17 protein-coding genes are annotated in these 21,194 nt (G+C 69.4%); 11 read left to right on the top strand and 6 right to left on the bottom strand.

Annotation, left to right across the window (positions count from 1 at the left end; translation table 11 throughout):
- Together FJM51_RS13855 and FJM51_RS13850 are read right to left on the bottom strand one after the other, a co-directional pair.
- Entirely contained in the window at positions 1–561 is a 561-nt protein-coding gene (locus FJM51_RS13855) for an NnrU family protein (RefSeq protein WP_140454725.1), read from the bottom strand.
- A 26-nt stretch (positions 562–587) separates the two neighbouring features.
- Complete coding sequence (locus tag FJM51_RS13850) at positions 588–1,472, bottom strand: HpcH/HpaI aldolase/citrate lyase family protein (protein WP_140454724.1); 885 nt, start codon at positions 1,470–1,472, stop codon at positions 588–590.
- Positions 1,473–1,854: 382 nt separating this feature from the next.
- Between FJM51_RS13850 and mdh the strand changes: the two genes are divergently transcribed.
- From mdh to lpdA, 9 genes are all read left to right on the top strand, one after another.
- Entirely contained in the window at positions 1,855–2,817 is a 963-nt protein-coding gene (mdh, locus tag FJM51_RS13845) for a malate dehydrogenase (protein WP_140454723.1), read from the top strand.
- The gene (locus FJM51_RS13840; RefSeq protein WP_140454722.1) at positions 2,817–3,560 is read left to right on the top strand and encodes an SDR family oxidoreductase; all 744 of its coding nucleotides are present in this window, start codon (positions 2,817–2,819) and stop codon (positions 3,558–3,560) included. Before mdh ends, FJM51_RS13840 begins: the two co-directional genes overlap by 1 nt.
- Before the next feature lie 279 nt (positions 3,561–3,839).
- Entirely contained in the window at positions 3,840–5,036 is a 1,197-nt protein-coding gene (sucC, locus tag FJM51_RS13835; protein WP_140454721.1) for an ADP-forming succinate--CoA ligase subunit beta, read from the top strand.
- 2 nt (positions 5,037–5,038) lie between these two features.
- On the top strand, positions 5,039–5,926 hold the full coding sequence (gene sucD / locus FJM51_RS13830) for a succinate--CoA ligase subunit alpha (RefSeq protein WP_140454720.1): 888 nt from the start codon (positions 5,039–5,041) through the stop codon (positions 5,924–5,926).
- A 109-nt stretch (positions 5,927–6,035) separates the two neighbouring features.
- Positions 6,036–8,999 carry a 2-oxoglutarate dehydrogenase E1 component gene (locus FJM51_RS13825; RefSeq protein ID WP_140454719.1) on the top strand — a complete coding sequence of 988 codons (2,964 nt, stop codon included), beginning with the start codon at positions 6,036–6,038 and terminating at the stop codon, positions 8,997–8,999.
- Between the two features lie 4 nt (positions 9,000–9,003).
- The gene (odhB, locus tag FJM51_RS13820) at positions 9,004–10,566 is read left to right on the top strand and encodes a 2-oxoglutarate dehydrogenase complex dihydrolipoyllysine-residue succinyltransferase (RefSeq protein WP_140454718.1); all 1,563 of its coding nucleotides are present in this window, start codon (positions 9,004–9,006) and stop codon (positions 10,564–10,566) included.
- 6 nt (positions 10,567–10,572) lie between these two features.
- Entirely contained in the window at positions 10,573–11,100 is a 528-nt protein-coding gene (locus FJM51_RS13815) for a hypothetical protein (RefSeq protein ID WP_140454717.1), read from the top strand.
- Positions 11,101–11,103: 3 nt separating this feature from the next.
- Entirely contained in the window at positions 11,104–11,493 is a 390-nt protein-coding gene (locus FJM51_RS13810; protein WP_140454716.1) for an MAPEG family protein, read from the top strand.
- 36 nt (positions 11,494–11,529) lie between these two features.
- Positions 11,530–12,918: a dihydrolipoyl dehydrogenase gene (gene lpdA / locus FJM51_RS13805; protein WP_140454715.1), complete on the top strand. Its 1,389-nt coding sequence runs from the start codon at positions 11,530–11,532 to the stop codon at positions 12,916–12,918.
- 42 nt (positions 12,919–12,960) lie between these two features.
- Here lpdA and FJM51_RS13800 read toward each other — a convergent pair whose 3' ends face one another.
- Positions 12,961–13,821: a DUF6692 family protein gene (locus tag FJM51_RS13800; RefSeq protein ID WP_140454714.1), complete on the bottom strand. Its 861-nt coding sequence runs from the start codon at positions 13,819–13,821 to the stop codon at positions 12,961–12,963.
- Between the two features lie 29 nt (positions 13,822–13,850).
- Positions 13,851–14,426: a c-type cytochrome gene (locus FJM51_RS13795; RefSeq protein WP_140454713.1), complete on the bottom strand. Its 576-nt coding sequence runs from the start codon at positions 14,424–14,426 to the stop codon at positions 13,851–13,853.
- 310 nt (positions 14,427–14,736) lie between these two features.
- On the opposite strand from FJM51_RS13795, the gene FJM51_RS13790 reads away from it, so the two are divergent.
- Positions 14,737–16,590: a rhodanese-like domain-containing protein gene (locus FJM51_RS13790; RefSeq protein ID WP_140454712.1), complete on the top strand. Its 1,854-nt coding sequence runs from the start codon at positions 14,737–14,739 to the stop codon at positions 16,588–16,590.
- Positions 16,591–16,615: 25 nt separating this feature from the next.
- Here the strand turns inward: FJM51_RS13790 and FJM51_RS13785 are convergent, their stop codons facing one another.
- Positions 16,616–17,737 carry an SLAC1 family transporter gene (locus FJM51_RS13785; protein ID WP_140454711.1) on the bottom strand — a complete coding sequence of 374 codons (1,122 nt, stop codon included), beginning with the start codon at positions 17,735–17,737 and terminating at the stop codon, positions 16,616–16,618.
- A gap of 104 nt (positions 17,738–17,841) precedes the next feature.
- On the opposite strand from FJM51_RS13785, the gene FJM51_RS13780 reads away from it, so the two are divergent.
- A complete protein-coding gene (locus FJM51_RS13780) occupies positions 17,842–18,735 on the top strand; it encodes a LysR family transcriptional regulator (RefSeq protein ID WP_140454710.1) in 894 nt (297 codons plus the stop codon).
- Positions 18,736–18,744: 9 nt separating this feature from the next.
- On the opposite strand, the gene gyrB is transcribed toward FJM51_RS13780, so the two are convergent.
- Entirely contained in the window at positions 18,745–21,162 is a 2,418-nt protein-coding gene (gene gyrB / locus FJM51_RS13775; RefSeq protein WP_140454709.1) for a DNA topoisomerase (ATP-hydrolyzing) subunit B, read from the bottom strand.
- Positions 21,163–21,194: the final 32 nt, after the last annotated feature.

The raw sequence follows: 21,194 nt of genomic DNA, 5'->3' as shown, positions 1-21,194 counted from the left end.
TTACCTCGGGAAGGGCCAGTAGCCGAGCCAGGTGTGGATCGCGGCGATCACCGCGAAGACGATCACGGCGATGACGGCGAGCTTCACGTCGGCCATGACCGGCACCGGCCCCGCCGGCGCCTTCGGCGCGGTGGCGTCGATCGCCAGGATGTTGGCGACCGCCCAGAGCCCCATGCCGCCGAAGAGGATGAGCGCCGCGAGATCGCCGTTGACGAGGAGATGCGCCACCGCCCAGACCACCACGCCGGTCAGCATCGGGTTGCGCAGCCAGGCCTTGACCCGGCTCGGCGCGTGCGAGGCGCCGAAGAGGAAGACCGCGATCAGCATCAGCGTGTTGTTGACGTGGATCGCCCAGGCCGGCGGCGTATAGAGCGCGACATAGGGGGCGGAGCGGAAGCCGATGATGATCAGGACGAGCCCCAGCCCGATCACGAGGCCGATGAGGCCCTTCGTCCCCCCCTCGCCCAGCCGGGCGACGAGGCCGGCCCGCGCCCCCGGGGCGAGGCGCTTGACGAGATGCGGCGCGGTCCAGAGGACGAGGCCAAGTACGAGAAGTGCCATCGGGGTGTCTCCTCCTGGCCGCCGTCTCAGGCGGCGGGTTCGCTCATCGCCGCGATCGCGGCCGCCCGGGCGAGCAGCCGGCGGGCCGAGACGACGTGCAGGTTCTCGACGATGCGGCCGTTCAGCACCGCCACCCCCTCGCCGCGCGCCTCGGCCTCCTCGAAGGCCTCCACCTGCGCGCTGGCCAGCTCGAGATCGCCGGGCGAGGGCGCGAAGACCTCGTTGGTGATCGCGATCTGGTCGGGATGGATCAGCGACTTGCCGTCCATCCCCATGTCGCGGCCCTGCAAGCAGGCGGCGCGCAGGCCCTCGCGGTCCTGGAAGGCGTTGTGCACCCCGTCGACGCAGACGAGCCCCGCGGCGCGCGCCGCGAGCAGGCAGAGCGACAGGCTGGTGAGGAGCGGCGCGCGGTCCGGCACATGCGCGGCGCCGAGATCCTTGACGAGGTCGTTGGTGCCGATCACGAACCCTTCGAGCAGCGGATGCGCGGTCGCGACCACGCCCGCGTTCAGCATCGCGCGCGGCGTCTCCATCATCGCCCAGATCCGGGTCTGTTCCGGCGCGCCCGCGGCCTTCATCAGCTCGACGACGCGGTGGACGTCCTCCGGCTGTTCGACCTTCGGCACCAGGATCGCGTGCGGGCCGGCCTTGGCGGCGCGCGCGATATCGGCCTCGCCCCAGCGGGTGTCGAGCCCGTTCACCCGGATCAGCAGCCGGCGCAGGCCGTAGCCGCCTGATTCCACCGCCTCGGCCACCAGGTCGCGCGCCCGCTCCTTCTCCGCCGGGGCGACTGCGTCCTCGAGGTCGAGGATCAGCGCGTCGGCCGGCAAATTGCGCGCCTTTTCAAGGGCGCGCGGCCGTGAGCCGGGCATGTAGAGAACGGACCGGTAGGGTTGGATATTGTGTTCCATCGCATACATTCTCTTGCTGCGGCGCAAAAGATGCCCGCGCGCGGCCGGGATGACAAGGCCAAACCGGTCCCCCCGCCCCTGTCGGGGGTATCGGCGCGCGCCGCCATCGTAATGTCACCGCCGACGCGGCGCGTGCGCCGCGGCGGGTCGGCGGGAGAGAAATCCGACCCGATCCGGGGCCGCGTCCACGAGCACCCGATCCGCCCGCCAAAGGACTGATCCGGCTCGATATTCCCTCGGTTGACCGGCGCCCACGCGCCCCGCGCGCCGCCCCCTGTCCGCCCCTGGCGCACGCGCCGGGCCGGGCTTTTGCGTCTTGCTAATGCGGTGGCGAGCGGCTAGCCAAATCGCGTTTTTTTCCTCAACGAGAGAGAACGGGCTCATGGCTAGACCGAAGATCGCGCTCATCGGCGCGGGCCAGATCGGGGGTACGCTCGCGCATCTGGCGGCGCTCAAGGAACTGGGCGACGTGGTGCTGTTCGACATCGCCGAGGGCACGCCGCAGGGCAAGGCGCTCGACATCGCCGAGAGCGCGCCGGTCGACAAGTTCGACGCGGAAATCACCGGCGCGAATTCCTACGAGGCGATCGCGGGCGCCGATGTCTGCATCGTCACCGCCGGCGTCGCCCGCAAGCCGGGCATGAGCCGCGACGACCTGCTCGGCATCAACCTCAAGGTGATGAAGTCGGTCGGCGAGGGCATCGCCCAGCACGCGCCGAACGCCTTCGTCATCTGCATCACCAACCCGCTCGACGCGATGGTCTGGGCGCTGCGCGAATTCTCCGGCCTCCCGACCGAGAAGGTCTGCGGCATGGCCGGCGTGCTCGATTCCGCGCGCTTCCGCCACTTCCTCGCCGTCGAGTTCGGCGTCTCGGTCAAGGACGTGACCGCCTTCGTGCTCGGCGGCCACGGCGACACGATGGTGCCGCTGACGCGCTACTCCACCGTCGCCGGCATCCCGCTCCCCGATCTCGTGAAGATGGGCTGGACCACGCAGGAGAAGCTCGACGCGATCGTGCAGCGCACCCGCGACGGCGGCGCCGAGATCGTCGGCCTGCTCAAGACCGGCTCGGCCTTCTACGCGCCGGCGGCCTCCGCGATCGAGATGGCCGAGGCCTACCTCAAGGACCAGAAGCGCGTCCTGCCCTGCGCCGCCCATCTCGACGGCCCCTACGGGCTGAAGGACATCTACGTGGGCGTCCCGACCGTGATCGGCGCCGGCGGCATCGAGAAGGTCGTGGAGATCTCGCTCGACAAGGCCGAGAAGGCGATGTTCGACAAGTCGGTCGAGGCCGTGAAGGGCCTGATCGAGGCCTGCAAGGGCATCGATTCCACGCTCGCCTGATGGCGCATCTGGTCGTCACCGGCGGCTCGCGGGGCATCGGCGCGGCGGTCTGCCGCCTCGCCGGGGCGCGCGGCTGGGCGGTGACGGTCAACTATCGCGACGACGCGGCCGCGGCCGAGGCGACGGCCGTGGCGGTGCGCGCCGCGGGCGGCGAGGCCCGGACGGTGCGCGGCGACGTCACCCGCGAGGCGGAGGTGGTCGGGCTCTTCGAAAGCGCCGCCGCGGCGCTCGGTCCCGTCACGCATGTCGTCGCCAATGCCGGGATCGTGGCGCCGGCCTCGAAACTCGCCGACATGACGGCGGAGCGGATGGCCCGCGTCGTCGAGGTGAACGTGACGGGCACGCTGCTGACCGCGCGCGAGGCGGCGCGGCGGCTTTCCCGCGCCCGCGGCGGGCCGGGCGGCGCCCTCGTCATCGTCTCCTCGATGGCCTCGCGTCTCGGCTCCCCGAACGAATACGTCGACTACGCCGCCTCCAAGGGCGCGCTCGACGCGCTGACGCTCGGGCTGGCGCGGGAACTGGCCCCCGAGGGGGTGCGGGTGAACGCGGTGCGCCCCGGGCTGATCGAGACCGAGATCCACGCCTCGGGCGGCGCGCCCGACCGCGCCGCGCGGCTCGGCGCCACCACGCCGATCGGCCGCGCGGGCACCGTCGGGGAGGTGGCCGAGGCGGTGCTCTGGCTGCTCTCGGACGCGGCCTCCTACACCACCGGCGCCTTCATCGACGTCTCCGGCGGGCGCTGAGGCCCCGACCCGCCGCCCGGAGACGCTTTTCCGCCCGGCCGAATCAGCGGCGACCCCCGCCGGCCCGGTCGCGGGAGGTGTGTGATCACAGCAAAAATTCATGTGATCACAAAGCTCGGCAATTCCCCGCCCGGCATGGTCTCCATGCTCAAACCATTTGCATCCCCGGCGTTCCCCGCCTAGGCAAAAGGTCGCATCGAGTTGGACGACCCGCGGGCTACGGAGGTCCTGGGTTTCCGTTCGGGCGGAAATCGAAGCCCCGGGAGGAATGGGCGTCAGATGAACATTCATGAATATCAGGCCAAGCAGCTGCTGAAGGAGTACGGGCTGCCCGTTTCCGACGGGAAGATCGTCCTTCGGGCCGAGGAGGCCAAGGCGGCGGCGGGCGAGCTCGGCGGGCCGATCTGGGTCGTCAAGGCGCAGATCCACGCCGGCGGACGCGGCAAGGGCAAGTTCAAGGAAGAGAGCGCGGGCGAGAAGGGCGGCGTGCGCGTCACGAAGTCGGTCGCCGAGGCGGCCGAGGAAGCCCAGAAGATGCTCGGCCGCACGCTGGTCACGCACCAGACCGGCCCGGCCGGCAAGGTGGTGAACCGCGTCTACATCGAGGACGGCTCGGACATCGCGCGCGAACTCTACCTCGCGCTGCTCGTCGACCGCGTGACCTCGCGCATCGCCTTCGTCGTCTCGACCGAGGGCGGCATGGACATCGAGGAGGTCGCCGCGAAGACCCCCGAGAAGATCCTGAGCTTCTCCGTCGATCCGGCCTCCGGCATCTCCGGCTTCCACGGCCGCCGCGTCGCCTTCGCGCTCGGCCTCGAGGGCAAGCAGGTCAAGCAGTGCGTCGATCTCGTGAACAGGCTCTACAGGCTGTTCCTCGAGAAGGACGCGGAGATGGTCGAGATCAATCCGCTGATCGTCACGACCGACGGCGACCTGAAGTGCCTCGACGCGAAGCTGGGCTTCGACTCGAACGCGCTCTACCGCCAGTCCGCGGTCCTCGCGCTCCGCGACGAGACCGAGGAGGATCCGAAGGAACTCGCGGCCTCGAAGTTCGACCTGAACTACATCGCGCTCGACGGCGAGATCGGCTGCATGGTGAACGGCGCGGGCCTCGCGATGGCCACGATGGACATCATCAAGCTCTACGGCTCGGAACCCGCCAACTTCCTCGACGTCGGCGGCGGAGCGACGAAGGAGAAGGTGACGGAAGCCTTCAAGATCATCACCTCGGATCCGAACGTGAAGGGCATCCTCGTCAACATCTTCGGCGGGATCATGCGCTGCGACGTGATCGCCGAGGGCGTGATCGCCGCCGTGAAGGCGGTGGGGCTCCAGGTGCCGCTGGTCGTCCGGCTGGAGGGCACGAATGTCGAGCTCGGAAAGAAGATCCTGAACGAAAGCGGCCTCGCGGTCATCGCGGCGGACAATCTCGCCGACGCCGCCGACAAGATCGTCAAAGCCGTGAAAGGTGCCTGAGAATGTCGATCCTCGTCGATGAGAACACCAAGGTGATCTGCCAGGGCCTGACCGGCTCGCAGGGCACCTTCCATTCCGAACAGGCGATCGCCTACGGAACCAAGATGGTCGGGGGCGTCACCCCGGGCAAGGGCGGCTCCAGCCATATCGGCCTGCCGATCTTCAACACCGTGGCCGAGGCGCGCGAGACGACGGGCGCCAACGCGACCGCGATCTACGTGCCGCCGCCCTTCGCGGCCGATGCGATCCTCGAGGCGATCGACGCCGAGATCGAGCTCATCGTCGCGATCACCGAGGGCATCCCGGTGCTCGACATGATGAAGGTGAAGCGCGCGCTCCAGGGCTCGCGCTCGATCCTGATCGGGCCGAACTGCCCGGGCGTGATCACGCCGGACGCCTGCAAGATCGGCATCATGCCGGGCCACATCCACAAGCGCGGCTCGGTCGGGGTTGTGTCGCGTTCGGGCACGCTTACCTACGAGGCCGTCGCGCAGACCACGGCCGCGGGTCTCGGCCAGTCGACCTGCGTCGGCATCGGCGGCGACCCGATCAAGGGGACGGAACACCTCGACGTGCTCGAATGGCTGCTCGACGATCCGGAAACCGAGTCCATCATCATGATCGGTGAGATCGGCGGCTCGGCCGAGGAAGAGGCCGCGCAGTTCATCAAGGACGAGGCGAAGCGCGGCCGGGCGAAGCCGATCGCGGGCTTCATCGCGGGCCGTACCGCGCCGAAGGGCCGCCGCATGGGCCACGCGGGCGCGATCGTCGCCGGCGGCAAGGGCGGCGCCGAGGACAAGATCGAGGCGATGAAGTCCGCGGGCTTCGTCGTCGCCGACAGCCCCGCCGGCCTCGGCGAGGCGGTCCTGAAGGCGATCGGCCGCGGCTGACGAACTCACCCCGTCCGGCCATTCGGGCCGGGCGGGGCCTTCACGCCGGGACCCCGGTACGCGGGGCGGCCCGGACACGCAAAGGAGCGGGCAAGTCCCGTCGCGAGAGATGACCGACCAGTCGCAGAACACGGTCTTTCAGAACTCCTCGTTCCTGCAGGGGCAGAACGCGGAATACGTGGAGGCGCTCCAGGCGCGCTACGCCCGGGATCCGAACTCGGTGGACGCCTCCTGGGCCGACTTCTTCCGGGGGCTCGGCGACGCCGATTCCGACGCGATCCGGGGCGCCGAGGGGGCAAGCTGGGCCCGCGCCGACTGGCCGCCCGCGCCCACCGACGAACTGACCGCGGCGCTCGACGGGCAATGGGGCCCGGCGCCCGCGAAGAAGGTCGCCGAGAAGGTCCAGGCCAAGGCCGCCGAGAAGGGCGTGAGCCTTTCCGAGGCGCAGGTCCAGCAGGCCGTGCTCGATTCGCTGCGCGCGCTGATGATCATCCGCGCCTATCGCATCCGGGGCCATCTGATCGCCGACCTCGACCCGCTCAATCTCAGCGCCACCACGCCGCATCCCGAACTGAAGCCCGAATCCTACGGCTTCGGCGCGGCCGACATGGACCGGCCGATCTTCCTCGACAACGTGCTGGGGCTGCAGACCGCCTCGATGCGGCAGATCCTGGAGATCCTGAAGCGCACCTACTGCGGCACCTTCGCGCTCCAGTACATGCACATCTCCGACCCCGAGCAGTCCTCCTGGCTCAAGGAGCGGATCGAGGGCTACGGCAAGGAGATCCGCTTCACCCAGGAGGGGCGGCGGGCGATCCTGAACAAGCTCGTCGAGGCCGAGGGTTTCGAGAAGTTCCTCCAGATCAAGTACACCGGCACCAAGCGCTTCGGTCTCGACGGCGGCGAGGCGCTCATCCCGGCGATGGAGCAGATCATCAAGCGCGGCGGCCAGCTCGGCGTCGCGGAAATCGTGATCGGCATGCCCCACCGCGGCCGTCTCAGCGTGCTCGCCAACGTGATGAGCAAGCCCTACCGCGCGATCTTCAACGAGTTCCAGGGCGGAAGCTACAAGCCCGAGGAGGTCGAGGGCTCCGGCGACGTGAAGTATCACCTCGGCGCCTCCTCGGACCGCGAGTTCGACGGCAACACCGTGCATCTCAGCCTGACCGCGAATCCGAGCCATCTCGAGGCGGTCGACCCGGTCGTGCTCGGCAAGGCCCGCGCCAAGCAGGCGCAGATGAACGACGCCGACCGCCGGCAGGTCCTGCCCGTGCTGCTGCACGGCGACGCGGCCTTCGCGGGCCAGGGCGTCGTCGCGGAATGCTTCGGCCTCTCGGGCCTCAAGGGGCACCGGACCGGCGGCACGATCCACATCGTCGTGAACAACCAGATCGGCTTCACCACGGCGCCGCACAACTCGCGCTCCTCGCCCTATCCGACCGACATCGCGCTGATGGTCGAGGCACCGATCTTCCACGTGAACGGCGACGATCCGGAGGCGGTGGTGCATGCCGCGCGCATCGCGACCGAGTTCCGGCAGAAGTTCGGCAAGGATGTCGTGATCGACATGTTCTGCTACCGGCGCTTCGGGCACAACGAGGGCGACGAGCCCATGTTCACCCAGCCGCAGATGTACACGGCCATCAAGGGCCACAAGACCACGCTCCAGCTCTACACCGACCGCCTCGTCGCCGACGGCCTCATCCCCGAGGGCGAGATCGAGGACATGAAGGGCGCGTTCCAGTCGCAGCTCAACGCCGAGTTCGAGGCGGGCAAGGACTTCCGCCCGAACAAGGCGGACTGGCTCGACGGCCGCTGGTCGGGCCTCGGCAAGCGCGAGGGCCGCTACCAGCGCGGCAAGACCGGCGTCGAGATGGCACGTCTGAAGAAGGTCGGCGCGGCGCTCACGGCGCTGCCGGACGGATTCAACGCCCATCGCACCGTGCAGCGCATGCTCGAGGCGAAGCAGCGGATGATCGAGACCGGCCAGGGGATCGACTGGGCGACCGCCGAGGCGCTCGCCTTCGGCACGCTGCTGACCGAGGGCTATCCCGTCCGCCTCTCGGGCCAGGACGCCACCCGCGGCACCTTCAGCCAGCGCCATTCCGGCATCATCGACCAGAAGACCGAGGAGCGCTACCTCCCGCTCAACAACATCGACGACAAGCAGGCGAGCTACGAGGTCGTCGACTCGATGCTGTCGGAATACGCGGTGCTCGGCTACGAATACGGGTACAGCCTCGCGGAACCGAACGCGCTCGTGCTCTGGGAGGCCCAGTTCGGCGATTTCGCCAACGGCGCCCAGATCATGATCGACCAGTTCATCTCGTCGGGCGAGTCGAAGTGGCTTCGCATGTCGGGCCTCGTGATGCTGCTGCCCCATGGCTACGAGGGCCAGGGGCCGGAGCATTCCTCCGCGCGTCCCGAGCGGTTCCTGCAGCTCTGCGCGGCGGACAACTGGATCGTCGCGAACTGCACGACGCCCGCGAACTATTTCCACATCCTGCGCCGGCAGCTGCACCGCAGCTTCCGCAAGCCGCTCATCCTGATGACGCCGAAGTCGCTGCTGCGCCACAAGCTCGCGGTCTCGGACCTCGCCGAATTCTCGAAGGGGTCGAGCTTCCACCGCGTGCTCTGGGACGACGCGGACAAGGGGCCGGAGGGCGAGTCGCGGCTGGTGCCGGACGAGAAGATCAAGCGGGTCGTGATGTGCTCGGGCAAGGTCTATTACGACCTGCTCGAGGAGCGCGACGCGCGCGGGATCGACAACGTCTACATCATGCGGCTCGAGCAGTTCTATCCCTTCCCGGCGCTCTCGCTCACCAAGGAGCTCGGCCGGTTCAAGAACGCGCAGGTCGTCTGGTGCCAGGAAGAGCCGAAGAATCAGGGCTACTGGACCTTCGTCGAGCCCAACATCGAATGGGTGCTCGGCCGCATCGGCGCGAAGCACCAGCGGCCGATCTATGCCGGGCGGCCCTCCTCGGCCTCGCCGGCGACCGGCCTCGCGAAGCAGCACAAGCTCCAGCAGGACCAGCTGGTGGACGACGCACTGACCGTCAGGAAGGACCGATAAGACAATGGCCGAGATTCGCGTGCCAACGCTGGGCGAGAGCGTCAGCGAAGCGACCGTCGCAACCTGGTTCAAGAAGGTTGGCGACGCGGTCGCGGTGGACGAGATGCTGTGCGAGCTCGAAACCGACAAGGTGACGGTCGAGGTGCCCGCCACCTCCGCCGGCGTCCTGACCGAGATCGTCGCGAAGGAAGGCGAGACCGTCGGGCTCGACGCGCTGCTGGCGGTGATCGACGAGAAGGCCGGGGCGAAACCCGCGGGCGGCGAGAAGGCGAAGGTCGCCGCCGCGCATCCGACCGACGCCGAGGCGCCGAAGGCCGCGGCCGAGCCGGGCAAGGCGGCCTCGGAGGAGAGCGAATCCGCCCCCGCCAACGCGCGCTCGGTCGAGATCATGGTCCCGACGCTGGGCGAGAGCGTCAGCGAGGCGACGGTCTCCACCTGGTTCAAGAATCCCGGCGACGTCGTGGCGCAGGACGAGCTCCTCTGCGAGCTCGAGACCGACAAGGTCTCGGTCGAGGTGCCCTCCCCGGCCGCGGGCGTGCTGAGCGAGATCCTGGCGCCCGCGGGCACCACGGTCTCGGCCGGCGGCAAGCTCGGCGTGATCGGCGCGGGCTCCGGCGCCTCCGCCGCCGCCCCGGTCGCGGCGACGGCGGCCGCCACCCAGGCCCCGGCGCCGAGCGCCGCGCACGACGTCGAGGACGCGCCCTCGGCGAAGAAGCTGATGGCCGAGAAGGGGCTCAGCCCCGACCAGGTCGCGGGCAGCGGCCGCGACGGCCGGATCATGAAGGAGGACGTGCTGAGGACCGAGGCGCCGAAACCCGCCCCCGCTCCGGCCCCCGCGCCCCGCGCCGCCGTCGCGGCCGAGGATGCCTCGCGCGAGGAACGGGTGAAGATGACCCGCCTGCGCCAGACCATCGCGCGCCGCCTGAAGGAGGCGCAGAACACCGCCGCCATGCTCACCACCTACAACGAGGTGGACATGACCGGCGTGATGGATCTGCGCAACGAGTACAAGGAGCTCTTCGAGAAGAAGCACAAGGTGAAGCTCGGCTTCATGTCCTTCTTCGCCAAGGCCTGCTGCCACGCGCTGAAGGAGGTCCCGGAGGTCAACGCCGAGATCGACGGCACGGACATCGTCTACAAGCACTTCGTGCACATGGGCGTCGCGGTCGGCACGCCGACCGGGCTCGTCGTGCCGGTGGTGCGCGACGCGGACCAGAAGTCCTTCGCCGCGATCGAGAAGGAGATCGCCGAGCTCGGCCTCAAGGCCCGCGACGGCAAGCTCTCGATGGCCGACATGCAGGGCGGCACCTTCACGATCTCGAACGGCGGCGTCTACGGCTCGCTGATGTCCTCGCCGATCCTGAACCCGCCGCAGTCGGGCATCCTCGGCATGCACAAGATCCAGGAGCGCCCGATGGCGATCAAGGGTCAGGTGGTGATCCGGCCGATGATGTACCTGGCGCTGAGCTACGACCACCGGATCGTCGACGGCAAGGGCGCGGTCACCTTCCTCGTCCGCGTCAAGGAAGCGCTCGAGGATCCGCGGCGGCTGCTGATGGATCTGTAGAACAAAATGAACGAAGAGCGCGACAAGGCTGTTTTGGCTCGCCGCCTGAGGCTGATCTTGCATGACGCCTTGTCGCGCAATGACGTGGTGGATTCGCGTCTGGATCGAGAACTCCGCCCCGTCAAGGGTCTTCGGGAGGACGTCATTGGGACCAGGCGCGAGATCATCTTCGCTATGCTGTTTTCCTGTGCTACGGCATGGATATTGCCCTATGCGGTAACTTGGCTTCTCGCTCGCAATACCCAGCTACCAGATGGGTCTCTGAGCTTAGCCTTTCGGGTTTGGACTTGCATCGCAGTAGCTTTTCTCACTGGCACCTATGTGAGAGGTCAAATGGCCGACAGGGCTATCCATTGGGCCCGCAGAGAAGAGAGCGCGTCGAGGGCCGCATTGTCGTTGATGTCATTGCTCGATGATCTTGAGGCAGAACTGCCCGGCAGCGTTCCCAATCTTGATAGGTTTCGCAACTTTGACTTGGATCACGGGGGAAAAAGCCCGTTGGTCGACGCCGCTTTGCGCGGGGTGGGCCAGTAGGTCATGACCGCCGAGCTGACCGTCCTCGCGCTCGCCGCGATCCTGCAGGTCGCGCAGATCATGCTCGGCAACGCGTCGATGAACCGCGACGTCGGCGTCGCCTACAACGCCGGCCCGCGCGACGAGACGGTGGAATATTCCCCCCTGACCGGGCGGTTGCGCCGCGCCGTCGCCAATCATTTCGAGGCGCTGGCGCTCTTCACCGTCGCGGTCGTCGTGGTGACGCTCTCGGGCGCGGCCTCCGGGCTCACCGCCGCCTGCGCCTGGATCTATCTCGGCGCGCGGGTGCTCTACGTGCCCGCCTATGCCTTCGGCTGGTCGCCCTGGCGATCGGTCATCTTCGGGGTCGGTCTCACCGCGACCATGGTGATGATCCTGGCGGCCCTGTTCTGACAATTGGCGCGGGGAAGCGCCGGCGAGGAGTGAGAAATGGCTGACTACGATGTGATCGTCATCGGCGCGGGGCCGGGCGGCTATGTCTGTGCCATCCGGTGCGCCCAGCTCGGCCTCAGGACGGCCTGCGTCGAGGGGCGCGAGACGCTCGGCGGCACCTGCCTCAACGTCGGCTGCATCCCGTCGAAGGCGCTGCTGCACGCCTCCGAACTCTATCACGAGGCGCATGAGACCTTCGAGAAGATGGGTCTGATGGGCGCCGCGCCGACGCTCGACGTCGCCAGGATGCAGGCCTACAAGCAGTCCACCGTCGAGAGCAACACCAAGGGCATCGAGTTCCTGTTCAAGAAGAACAAGGTCGACTGGCTCAAAGGCTGGGGCCGGATCGCCGCCCCGGGCGAGGTGGAGGTGAACGGGACGGTTCACAAGGCGAAGAACATTGTCATCGCCAGCGGCTCGGAAGTGACCCCGCTCCGGGGCGTCACGATCGACGAGAAGACCGTGGTCTCCTCCACCGGCGCGCTCGAACTCCCCGAGATCCCGAAGCGGCTCGCCGTGATCGGCGCGGGGGTTATCGGGCTCGAACTCGGCTCGGTCTACGCGCGTCTCGGCGCCGAGGTGACGGTGCTCGAATTCCTCGACCAGATCACGCCGGGCATGGATCTCGAGATCTGCAAGGCGCTCCAGAAGCAGCTGGCGAAACAGGGGCTCACCTTCGTCCTCGGCGCCGCCGTGCAGTCGGCCGAGCCGGGCGAGAACGGCGTTCACGTGAGCTACAAGCTGCGCAAGGACGAGAGCGAGGGCGCGCTCGACGTCGACGTCGTGCTCGTCGCCACCGGCCGCCGCCCCTACAGGGAGGGCCTCGGTCTCGACACCGCCGGCGTCGCGCTGACCGAGCGCGGCCAGGTCGAGGTCGACGCGCAGGGGCGCACGAACGTCCCCGGCATCTACGCGATCGGCGACGTGACCCCCGGGCCGATGCTCGCGCACAAGGCCGAGGACGAGGGCATGGCGGTCGCCGAGACGATCGCGGGCCAGCACGGCCATGTGAACTACGGCGTCATCCCCGGCGTCATCTACACGAGCCCCGAGGTCGCCTCGGTCGGCGAGACGGAAGAGACGCTGAAGGCCCAGGGCCGCGCCTACAAGGTCGGCAAGTTCCCGTTCATGGGCAATGCGCGCGCCAAGAGCTATTTCATGGCCGACGGTTTCGTGAAGATCCTCGCGGACAGGGAGACCGACCGGATCCTCGGCGCCCATATCATCGGGCCGCAGGCGGGCGAGCTGATCCAGGAGGTCTGCGTCGCGATGGAATTCGGCGCGGCGGCGGAGGATCTCGCGCGCACCTGCCACGCCCATCCGACCTGTTCCGAGGCGGTGCGCGAAGCCGCGCTCGCCTGCGGCGACGGCGCGATCCACGCCTGAGACCGGTCGCCGGCGCCCCCCTCGGGCGGGCGCCGGCGCGCGTCAGGCGCCGCAGCCGTAAAAGCCGCGGTAGCCGACCTCCAAGCCCTGGTCGAGCCGGAAGACGAGCTCGGCGTTCTGGCGCCAGTCCGCCTCCTCGCCGAGCGGCCGGAGGGTGAGGCTCGTGCCGGGGGCCGAGAATTCCCCCGTCCCGCTCCCGGGCTCCCCGCTTCCCTCCAGATCGACGAGGATCCCGTTCAGCTTCATCGCCGCCGCGCCGTCCGCGCGCGCGATCCAGAGCACCGGGTCGGATTCCTGGCCGCGGCGGAAGACGCAGCGGTCCCCGGCGACGAGGACGCGGTCGGCCTCGGCCTCGGGCACGGGCGCGAGATCGAGAGTCGAGATCCGCGTATTGCCGAGCGCGTCCGCCACGCTTCCCGGCTCGGCCGGCGGATCCTCGTAGATGCTCTCCACGATCCGGCCCTCCGAGACCTCCCCGATCAGATAGCGCATCTCCGCGATCTCGCGCCGCTGCGCCTCGATGATCTCGTCCGCGAGCTTGCGCACCCGCGGGTCGCGGATCTGGGCGCGTTCCGAGGTCATGATCGCGATCGAATGGTGCGGGATCATCGCCCGCATGTAGCTCGGCCCCGAAACGGTGACTTGGGCGCGGACGAGCCAGAGCGACAGCGCGAAGACGATCGCCGCCCCGACGAAGATCGCGACGTTCAGACGCCTGTTCGAATACATGCCGAGCATGTAGGCCAGCATGATGACCGCCATCGTCGCGCCCATCATGATCGCCATGTAGCTGCGCGTCTCGGAAAAGAAGACGTGCTCCCAGGCATAGGTGTTGAGGTACATCAGGACGAACATCACCACGGTGGAGGTGAGGATCATCAGCCCGAAGCGGATGTAGGACATGTTCTTCGTTCCTTCTTCTTCCGTCAGGTTCAGGGACGCGCCGGCGCGTCGCCGGCCGGGACCGGCGCGGCTCCGGCGCTCTCTCCGCCGGTCCCGGTCAGCGCGGCGTAATCCTCGGGCGTCAGCCCCGGCAGCGCGTCGACGAAGGCGGTGAGCGCGACGAGTTCCTCCGGGGTGTGATGCGCGCCGAAGGCCGGCATGGCCGACATCCGGATGCCGTTGGCCACGATCCAGTGGATCTCCTCCGGCATCCATTCGGTCGCCGCCTCCGCCAGCCGCGGCGGCTCGGGGCGCATCCCGCGCGACCATTCCTCCGGCTCCCCGCCCGGCGCGCCGTGGCAATGGGCGCAGCTTCCGGCGTAGAGCCCCGCGCCGGTGGCAAGCAGATCCTCGGGAGGATCCCGCGGAATCTCCACGCCGCCGGCCCGGCTGCTCACCGAGCGGCGCATCGCGGTGTCGAGCGTCCAGCGCACCGCGTCCGTGTGCCGCTCCGACGCGGCGACGTTGTAGGCCCCCGTGTAGACGACGACGATCCAGATCGCGACCGCGGCGAGAACGGTTCCCAGGATGCCGAGCGCGATGCCCGCGCCGAATTGCCTCTTCATCGAAATTTTCCCTCCGTCGCTGCTCGTGAGACGGCGCGCGCTCCGCCTCCGGATCCCGCGCCCCGTTGCCAAACCGCCGGCGACCGGGGGTGTTCCGGGTTACTTTTCTCCGCCCGGACGAACTTGCCCGGTCGATGCCGGAAGTTTCTTGGTCGTGGGGGCGGAGGCGCGACAAAAGAACGCGGGCCGCGCGGACAAGAAGGTGTCTGTTCGGGCGGGACAACCGAATGTGAGTGCCGTTTCACGGGCGAATTCCGGAACACTCGGCGGCGTCGATTGTTGGGGCCCGTCTGAACCGGAAAGGCTACCGATGACGTTACGCTTCGAACAGATCCTCGCCGACGGGGTGGCACAGTGCTCGTACCTCGTCGGGGACGACAGCGCCGGGACCGCGGCCGTGATCGACCCCCGGCCCGACGTCGACATCTATCTCGAGATCGCCCGGCGCTACGGCCTCGCGATCACCCATGTGTTCGAGACTCACATCCACGCCGACTTCATGAGCGGCGCGCGCGAACTCGCGGCCCGGCTCGACGGCGGCGCGAAACTCTGCGTCAGCGCCGAGGGCGGCGCCAGCTACGATTTCGAACACCATCCGCTGCGCGACGGCGACGCCTTCACCTTCGGGGGCGTCCGGATGGTGACGCGGCATACCCCCGGACATACGCCCGAACACGTCTCCTTCCTGCTCTACGAGGGCGAGAAGGAGGAGCCCTGGGGCGTGCTGACCGGCGACAGCTTCTTCGTCGATTCCGTGGGCCGGCCGGACCTGCTCGGCGAGGAGGAGACGGAGGAGCTGACCGAGGCGCTCTTCCGCACCACGCGGGACTTCTACATGAAGCTCCCCGACCCGGTGATCATCTATCCCGGCCACGGCGCGGGCTCGGCCTGCGGCCCGAACATCGGCGACCGGATGTCGAGCACGATCGGCTACGAGCGCGCGCACAACAGCTACGCCGCCATCACCGAGTTCGACGCCTTCCGGCGCGCGATGCACGAGGACGCGCCCCCGGTGCCGACGCATTATCCGCGGCTGAAGAAGGTCAACGCGGCCGGTCCCGAGGTGCTCGGCAACCTGCCGCGCGTGCCCGCGCTGCCGCCGGCGGCCTTCGCGGACTCGCTCGGGGGCGACGCGCAGCTTCTCGACGTGCGCGACATGCTCTCCTTCGGCGGCGGCCACATTCCGGGCGCGCTCAACATCGGTGCCCGGCCGGAGCTTTCGGTCTGGGCGGGCTGGCTGCTCGACCCGGACCGGCCGATCCATCTCGTGCTCGAGGATGACCGGCAACTGCCGGAGGTGCTGCGCCTGCTGTGGCGGACCGGCTTCACCCGCTTCGGCGGCTATCTCGCCGGCGGCATGGGCGCCTGGCGCGAGTCGGGCCGCGACCTGCGCCATATCCCGCAGCTGAGCGTCCACGAACTGCGCGAAAGCGGCGTGGCGACGCTCGACGTCCGCAAGGACGGAGAGTGGCGCGGGGGCCACGTGCCCGGCGCCCGGCACATCTTCCTCGGCGAATTGCGCGACCGGCTGGGCGAACTCGACCCCGCCGCCGAGATCGCGACCTATTGCGCCAGCGGTTTTCGCGCCAGCATGGCGGCGAGCATCCTCGCCGCGCACGGCTTCGCGAAGGTCCGCAACGTGCCGGGCAGCTGGAAGGCCTGGAAGGCCGCCGGCTACGAAACCGAAAAACCCTCGGAACAGGAGAAGCAACTCATGCGCGACGTGGTGAAGATCGACGACAGGTTCACCGTGGCGAAATTCGCCCCCGCCCCGGACGCGCTCCGCGCGGCCGCGAAGGAGGGCTTCCGATCGGTCGTGAACATGCGCACCTCCGAGGAGAAGCAGGAGGTGACGCCGGAGGAGGAACGCGGCGTCGCCGAGGCGGCCGGGCTCACCTACATGCACCATCCGGTGGACGGCCAGAATCTCTCGGAGGAGGTCGTCGACGGCTTCCGCGAGAAGGTCGGGGATCTGCCCGGCCCGATCCTCGTCCATTGCGCCTCCGGCAAGCGCTCGGGCGCGCTCGTGATGATGCATCGCGGCGCGCAGCGGGGGATGTCGGGCGACGAGGTGATCGAGAAGGCCGAGTCCATGGGCTTCGAATGCGACACGCCCGGGCTGAAGGACTTCGTGCGCGGCTACCTCGACAAGCACACCCACTGACGCGCCCCCCGCGGGCGGCCGCGCCTCAGCGCGGGGCGCCCGCGAGGCAGGGCGAGAAGAAGAGCGTGCCGCGCAGCGCCCCCCGCGCGGTGCGCGTCGCGACGATCAGCCAGAGTCCGGCGAGAAGCCAGGCGAGCAGCGTCCCGCCGAGATCGAAGGCGCCAAGCCCCGTCAGCCGGCCGAGCGCCAGCGTCGCGAGCGTGAAGACCGCGAGCGGGAAGGTGAAGGCCCACCAGGCGAGCGAGAAGGGCAGGCCCGAGCGCAGGTAGCGCGCCGTCTTGAGGAGCGCGAGGCCGAGCCACCAGAGGCCGTAGCCCCAGAGCACCAGCCCGCCGAGGATGCCGAGGCCGAAGGCCGCCCCGCCCGCGGCGGCGAGCGGCCCGCCCGCGAAGGCGGCCGGCGCCGCCTCCCCGAGAAGCAGGAGCCCGAGCGCGCCGGTTCCGATCGGCCCCAGCGTCAGCCAGGCCGAGGGACCGACCTCCGCCTCCGGCAGCCGATGCAGCGCGAGCCGCAGGAACAGGAGCGCGAGCACGCTCATCGCGAGCGGCACCGACAGCGCCCAGAGCACATATCCGCCGATCACCATCGCCGCCGCCGCCCCGCCCGCGAGATGCGGCGCGAGCCCCGCCGCCCCGGCCGCGGCCACCTCCGCCGCGACGAGCGGCAGCAGCCAGACGGCGGTCATCCGTTCGAGCCCGTGCTCCTGCCGGGTGAACATCAGATAGGGAACGCCGAGGCCGCAGGCGAGCGCCAGCGCGGCCGAGATCGCCCAGAGCGTCAGCGCGACGGGAAGCGCCGCGGCGCCGATCAGGCCGGGGCCGAAGGCGAGGAAGCCGTTCGCGACGGTGGTCAGCCCCATCGGGATCGTCCCGAGGAACATCGACATCACCGGATGCGCGAGGATCCGCGCCGCCTCGCGCGGAAAGAGGATCCAGCGCGCGGCGTAGAGTACCGAAAAGACCGCGAAGAGCACGGTCGCGAGCAGCCAGAGCGCGAGCGCCGGCGCGTCGAGCCCCGCCCCCGGCACCTGCCGCAACACCAGCGCAAGCCCGCCCGTCCCCATCGTCACCGCGAACCAGTTCGGCGTGAACCGCCGGACGATCCCCCGAAGCTCCGGCCCCGTCTCCATCACGCGCCCCTCGACCATCCCGAAAATCCCTCGCTGCGTCGGAGCGGAACCTAGCGACCCGATTCCAATTCTTCCAACGCATGATCATCATTGATACGATGCCTTGAACGCATGGATCTTCGATGACCCTCGACCAGCTCCGGATCTTCGTCGCGGTGGCCGAGCGCCAGCACATGACGCGCGCGGCGGAGGCGCTCGGCCTCGCCCAGTCTGCGGTGAGCCGCGCCGTGGCGGCGCTGGAGACCCGCCACGACGTCGCGCTCTTCGACCGGATCGGCCGCCGGGTCGAACTGACCGAGGCCGGGCGGGTGCTGCTCGCCGAGGCGAGGGCGGTCCTCGCCCAGGTCGAGCGGGCGGAACTGGCGCTGGCCGAATTCGGCGGCTTGGCCCGCGGCGTCCTGACGATCCGCGCGAGCCAGACCATCGCCGGCTACTGGCTGCCCCGCCATCTCGCGGCGTTCCGGCGGGCCTGGCCCGGGGTCGAGATCCGCCTCGGGATCGGCAATACCGAACAGGTGCTCGACGCGGTGGAGCGCGGCCTCGCGGAGATCGGGCTGGTGGAAGGCGCGGTCGAGAGCGGCGCCTGCGAGGCCCGGGTGGTCGCGCGCGACCAGCTCGTGCTCCTCGTCGCCCCGGATCATCCCTGGGCGGCGGGCGGGGCCCCCGACGCGGAGGCGCTCGCCGGGGGAGCCTGGGTGTTGCGCGAACGCGGCTCCGGCACCCGCTCGGTCTTCGAGGCGGCGCTGGCCGGGATGGGGGTGGATCCGGCCCGGCTCGACATCCGGCTGGAACTGCCGTCGAACGAGGCGGTGCGCGGCGCGGTGGAGGCGGGGCTGGGCGCCACCGCGCTCGCGGCCTCCGTCGCCGCGCCGAGCCTCGATGCCGGGCTGCTCCTGCGGGTGCCGCTGCCGCTGCCGGAACGGCGCTTCACCGCGCTGAGGCGGGCCGACCGCCCCGCCACGCGCGCGGCCTCGGTCTTTCTCGCCGGGCTCGACCCGCGCGGGGGGCGCGCCTGACGCGGCGCGTCAGAAGTCGAGATTGGCGACGCTGAGCGCGTTCGTCTGGATGAATTCGCGCCTCGGCTCCACCTCGTCGCCCATCAGCTTGGTGAAGACCTCGTCCGCTTCCTCGCGATGCTCGATCCGGACCTGCAGGAGCGTGCGAGCCTCGGGATCGAGCGTCGTCTCCCAGAGCTGCTCCGGGTTCATCTCGCCGAGACCCTTGTAGCGCTGCAGGCTCAGCCCCTTCTCGCCCTCGCGCGTCACCGCGTCGAGCAGTTCGGAGGGGGCGTGGATCACTTGGCTCTTGTCCTTGCGCGTCAGCACCGCCGGCGTCGCGTAGACCTCGCCGAGCGCGCCGCTCAGCGCGGCGAGCCGGCGCGCCTCGGCCGAGCGCAGCGCCGCGCCGTCGATGATGCGCGCCTCCTCGACCCCGCGCAGCACCCGCCAGAGCCGGATCCCGGCGTCCTGCGTCGGCCGTCCCTGCCAGCCGCGCTCGTATTCCGGCGCGATCATGTCGAGCCGCGCCGCCACCCGGTCCGCCGTGCCCTGCGGATCGTCGTCGAGCACGCCGCGCGCCAGCGCGCCGGCGATCGCCGCCTGTTCCAGCACATGGCGCGAGTAATGCGTCGGGAAGCTCCCGAGCGCGGCGCGGACCGCCCGCGCCTCCTCGACCACCCGCGCCAGATCGGCCCCCGCGAGCACCGATCCGTCGCCGAGCCTGAGGCTCGCACCCTCGAGCCCCTGTTCGATCAGGTAGGAATCGAGCGCCGGCTGGTCCTTGAGATAGACTTCCGAGCGTCCGCGCGTCACCTTGAAGAGCGGCGGCTGGGCGATGTAGAGGTGCCCGGCCGTGATCAGCTCCTCCATCTGGCGGAAGAAGAACGTGAGCAGCAGCGTGCGGATATGCGCGCCGTCCACGTCCGCGTCGGTCATGATGATGATCTTGTGGTAGCGCAGCTTGCCGAGGTCGAACTCGTCGCGCCCGATCCCGGTGCCGAGCGCGGTGATCAGCGTGCCGATCGCCTCCGACGACAGCATCCGGTCGAAACGCGCCCGCTCGATGTTGAGGATCTTGCCCCGGAGCGGCAGCACCGCCTGGTTGGCCCGGTGCCGCCCCTGTTTCGCGGAGCCGCCGGCCGAGTCGCCCTCGACGATGAAGAGCTCGGCCTTGGCCGGATCCTTCTCCTGGCAGTCGGCGAGCTTGCCGGGCAGGTTCGCCACGTCCATCGCCGTCTTGCGCCGCGTGAGGTCGCGCGCCTTGCGCGCCGCCTCCCGCGCCACGGCGGCCTCGACGATCTTGCCCACCACGGTCCGCGCCTCGGCCGGGTTCTCCTCGAACCACTCGGCGAGCTTCTCGTTCAGCATGCCCTCGACCGCCGGCCGCACCTCGGAGGAGACGAGCTTGTCCTTGGTCTGGCTCGAGAACTTCGGATCGGGCACCTTGACGGAGAGGACGCAGGTCAGCCCCTCGCGCGCGTCGTCGCCCGAGAGATTGACCTTCTCCTTCCGCGCGATCCCGCTCGATCCGGCGTAGTTGTTGATCGTGCGCGTCAGCGCGCCCCGGAAGGCGGCGAGATGCGTGCCGCCGTCGCGCTGGGGGATGTTGTTGGTGAAGGGCAGCACGTTCTCGTGGTAGCTGTCGTTCCACCACATCGCGACCTCGATCCCGATCCCGTCGCGCTCGCCCGAGACATAGATCGGATCCTTGATCAGCGGCGTCTTGAGCCGGTCGAGATAGCGAACGAATTCCTTCACCCCGCCCTCGTACCGCAGCTCGACCTCCTGCGGCTCGGTATGCCGCTCGTCGCGGAGCCGGATGCCCACGCCGGAATTGAGGAAGGCCAGTTCGCGCAGCCGGTGCTCCAGCGTCGCGAAGGAATAGTCGAGATTCTTGAACGTGTCGGTCGAGGCGAGGAAGCGCACCTCGGTCCCGGTCCGCTCCCCCGCGGGGCCGACCCGGCGCAGATGCTCGACCGTGTCGCCGCGCTCGAACCGCGCGACATGCTCGAACCCCTCGCGCCAGATCCTGAGCTCCAGCCAGTCGGAAAGCGCGTTCACCACCGAGACGCCGACGCCGTGCAACCCGCCCGAGACCTTGTAGCTGTTCTGGTCGAATTTGCCGCCGGCGTGCAGCTGGGTCATGATGACCTCGGCCGCCGAGACGCCCTCGCCCTCGTGGATGCCGACCGGGATGCCGCGGCCGTTGTCGTAGACGCTGACCGAATTGTCCGCGTGCAGCGTGACGGCCACCTCGGTCGCATGGCCCGCCAGCGCCTCGTCGATGCCGTTGTCGACGACCTCGTAGACCATGTGATGGAGGCCCGACCCGTCGTCGGTATCGCCGATATACATGCCCGGCCGCTTGCGCACGGCCTCCAGTCCCTTGAGAACCTTGATGGAATCGGCGTCGTAAGTCTCGGGGACGCGGGCTGGTTCGGCCATGTCGCGGGGGTCCTTGGTGATGGTGTCATAAT

The sequence above is a fragment of the Amaricoccus solimangrovi genome, assembly GCF_006385685.1.
GTDB lineage: Bacteria > Pseudomonadota > Alphaproteobacteria > Rhodobacterales > Rhodobacteraceae > Amaricoccus > Amaricoccus solimangrovi.
Note: the sequence above shows the minus strand (reverse complement) of the source record. Positions and strands in the feature narration are given on the sequence as shown.

What these genes read in the sequence shown, in the direction of transcription:
- lpdA (WP_140454715.1), top strand. Translation starts at nt 11,530, where the DNA reads ATGGCTGACTACGATGTGATCGTCATCGGCGCGGGGCCGGGCGGCTAT.
- FJM51_RS13825 (WP_140454719.1), top strand. Translation starts at nt 6,036, where the DNA reads ATGACCGACCAGTCGCAGAACACGGTCTTTCAGAACTCCTCGTTCCTG.
- FJM51_RS13795 (WP_140454713.1), bottom strand. Translation starts at nt 14,426, where the DNA reads ATGAAGAGGCAATTCGGCGCGGGCATCGCGCTCGGCATCCTGGGAACC.
- FJM51_RS13790 (WP_140454712.1), top strand. Translation starts at nt 14,737, where the DNA reads ATGACGTTACGCTTCGAACAGATCCTCGCCGACGGGGTGGCACAGTGC.
- FJM51_RS13855 (WP_140454725.1), bottom strand. Translation starts at nt 561, where the DNA reads ATGGCACTTCTCGTACTTGGCCTCGTCCTCTGGACCGCGCCGCATCTC.
- sucD (WP_140454720.1), top strand. Translation starts at nt 5,039, where the DNA reads ATGTCGATCCTCGTCGATGAGAACACCAAGGTGATCTGCCAGGGCCTG.
- odhB (WP_140454718.1), top strand. Translation starts at nt 9,004, where the DNA reads ATGGCCGAGATTCGCGTGCCAACGCTGGGCGAGAGCGTCAGCGAAGCG.
- FJM51_RS13800 (WP_140454714.1), bottom strand. Translation starts at nt 13,821, where the DNA reads ATGTCCTACATCCGCTTCGGGCTGATGATCCTCACCTCCACCGTGGTG.
- gyrB (WP_140454709.1), bottom strand. Translation starts at nt 21,162, where the DNA reads ATGGCCGAACCAGCCCGCGTCCCCGAGACTTACGACGCCGATTCCATC.
- FJM51_RS13850 (WP_140454724.1), bottom strand. Translation starts at nt 1,472, where the DNA reads ATGGAACACAATATCCAACCCTACCGGTCCGTTCTCTACATGCCCGGC.
- FJM51_RS13785 (WP_140454711.1), bottom strand. Translation starts at nt 17,737, where the DNA reads ATGGTCGAGGGGCGCGTGATGGAGACGGGGCCGGAGCTTCGGGGGATC.
- mdh (WP_140454723.1), top strand. Translation starts at nt 1,855, where the DNA reads ATGGCTAGACCGAAGATCGCGCTCATCGGCGCGGGCCAGATCGGGGGT.
- FJM51_RS13815 (WP_140454717.1), top strand. Translation starts at nt 10,573, where the DNA reads ATGAACGAAGAGCGCGACAAGGCTGTTTTGGCTCGCCGCCTGAGGCTG.
- FJM51_RS13810 (WP_140454716.1), top strand. Translation starts at nt 11,104, where the DNA reads ATGACCGCCGAGCTGACCGTCCTCGCGCTCGCCGCGATCCTGCAGGTC.
- sucC (WP_140454721.1), top strand. Translation starts at nt 3,840, where the DNA reads ATGAACATTCATGAATATCAGGCCAAGCAGCTGCTGAAGGAGTACGGG.
- FJM51_RS13780 (WP_140454710.1), top strand. Translation starts at nt 17,842, where the DNA reads ATGACCCTCGACCAGCTCCGGATCTTCGTCGCGGTGGCCGAGCGCCAG.
- FJM51_RS13840 (WP_140454722.1), top strand. Translation starts at nt 2,817, where the DNA reads ATGGCGCATCTGGTCGTCACCGGCGGCTCGCGGGGCATCGGCGCGGCG.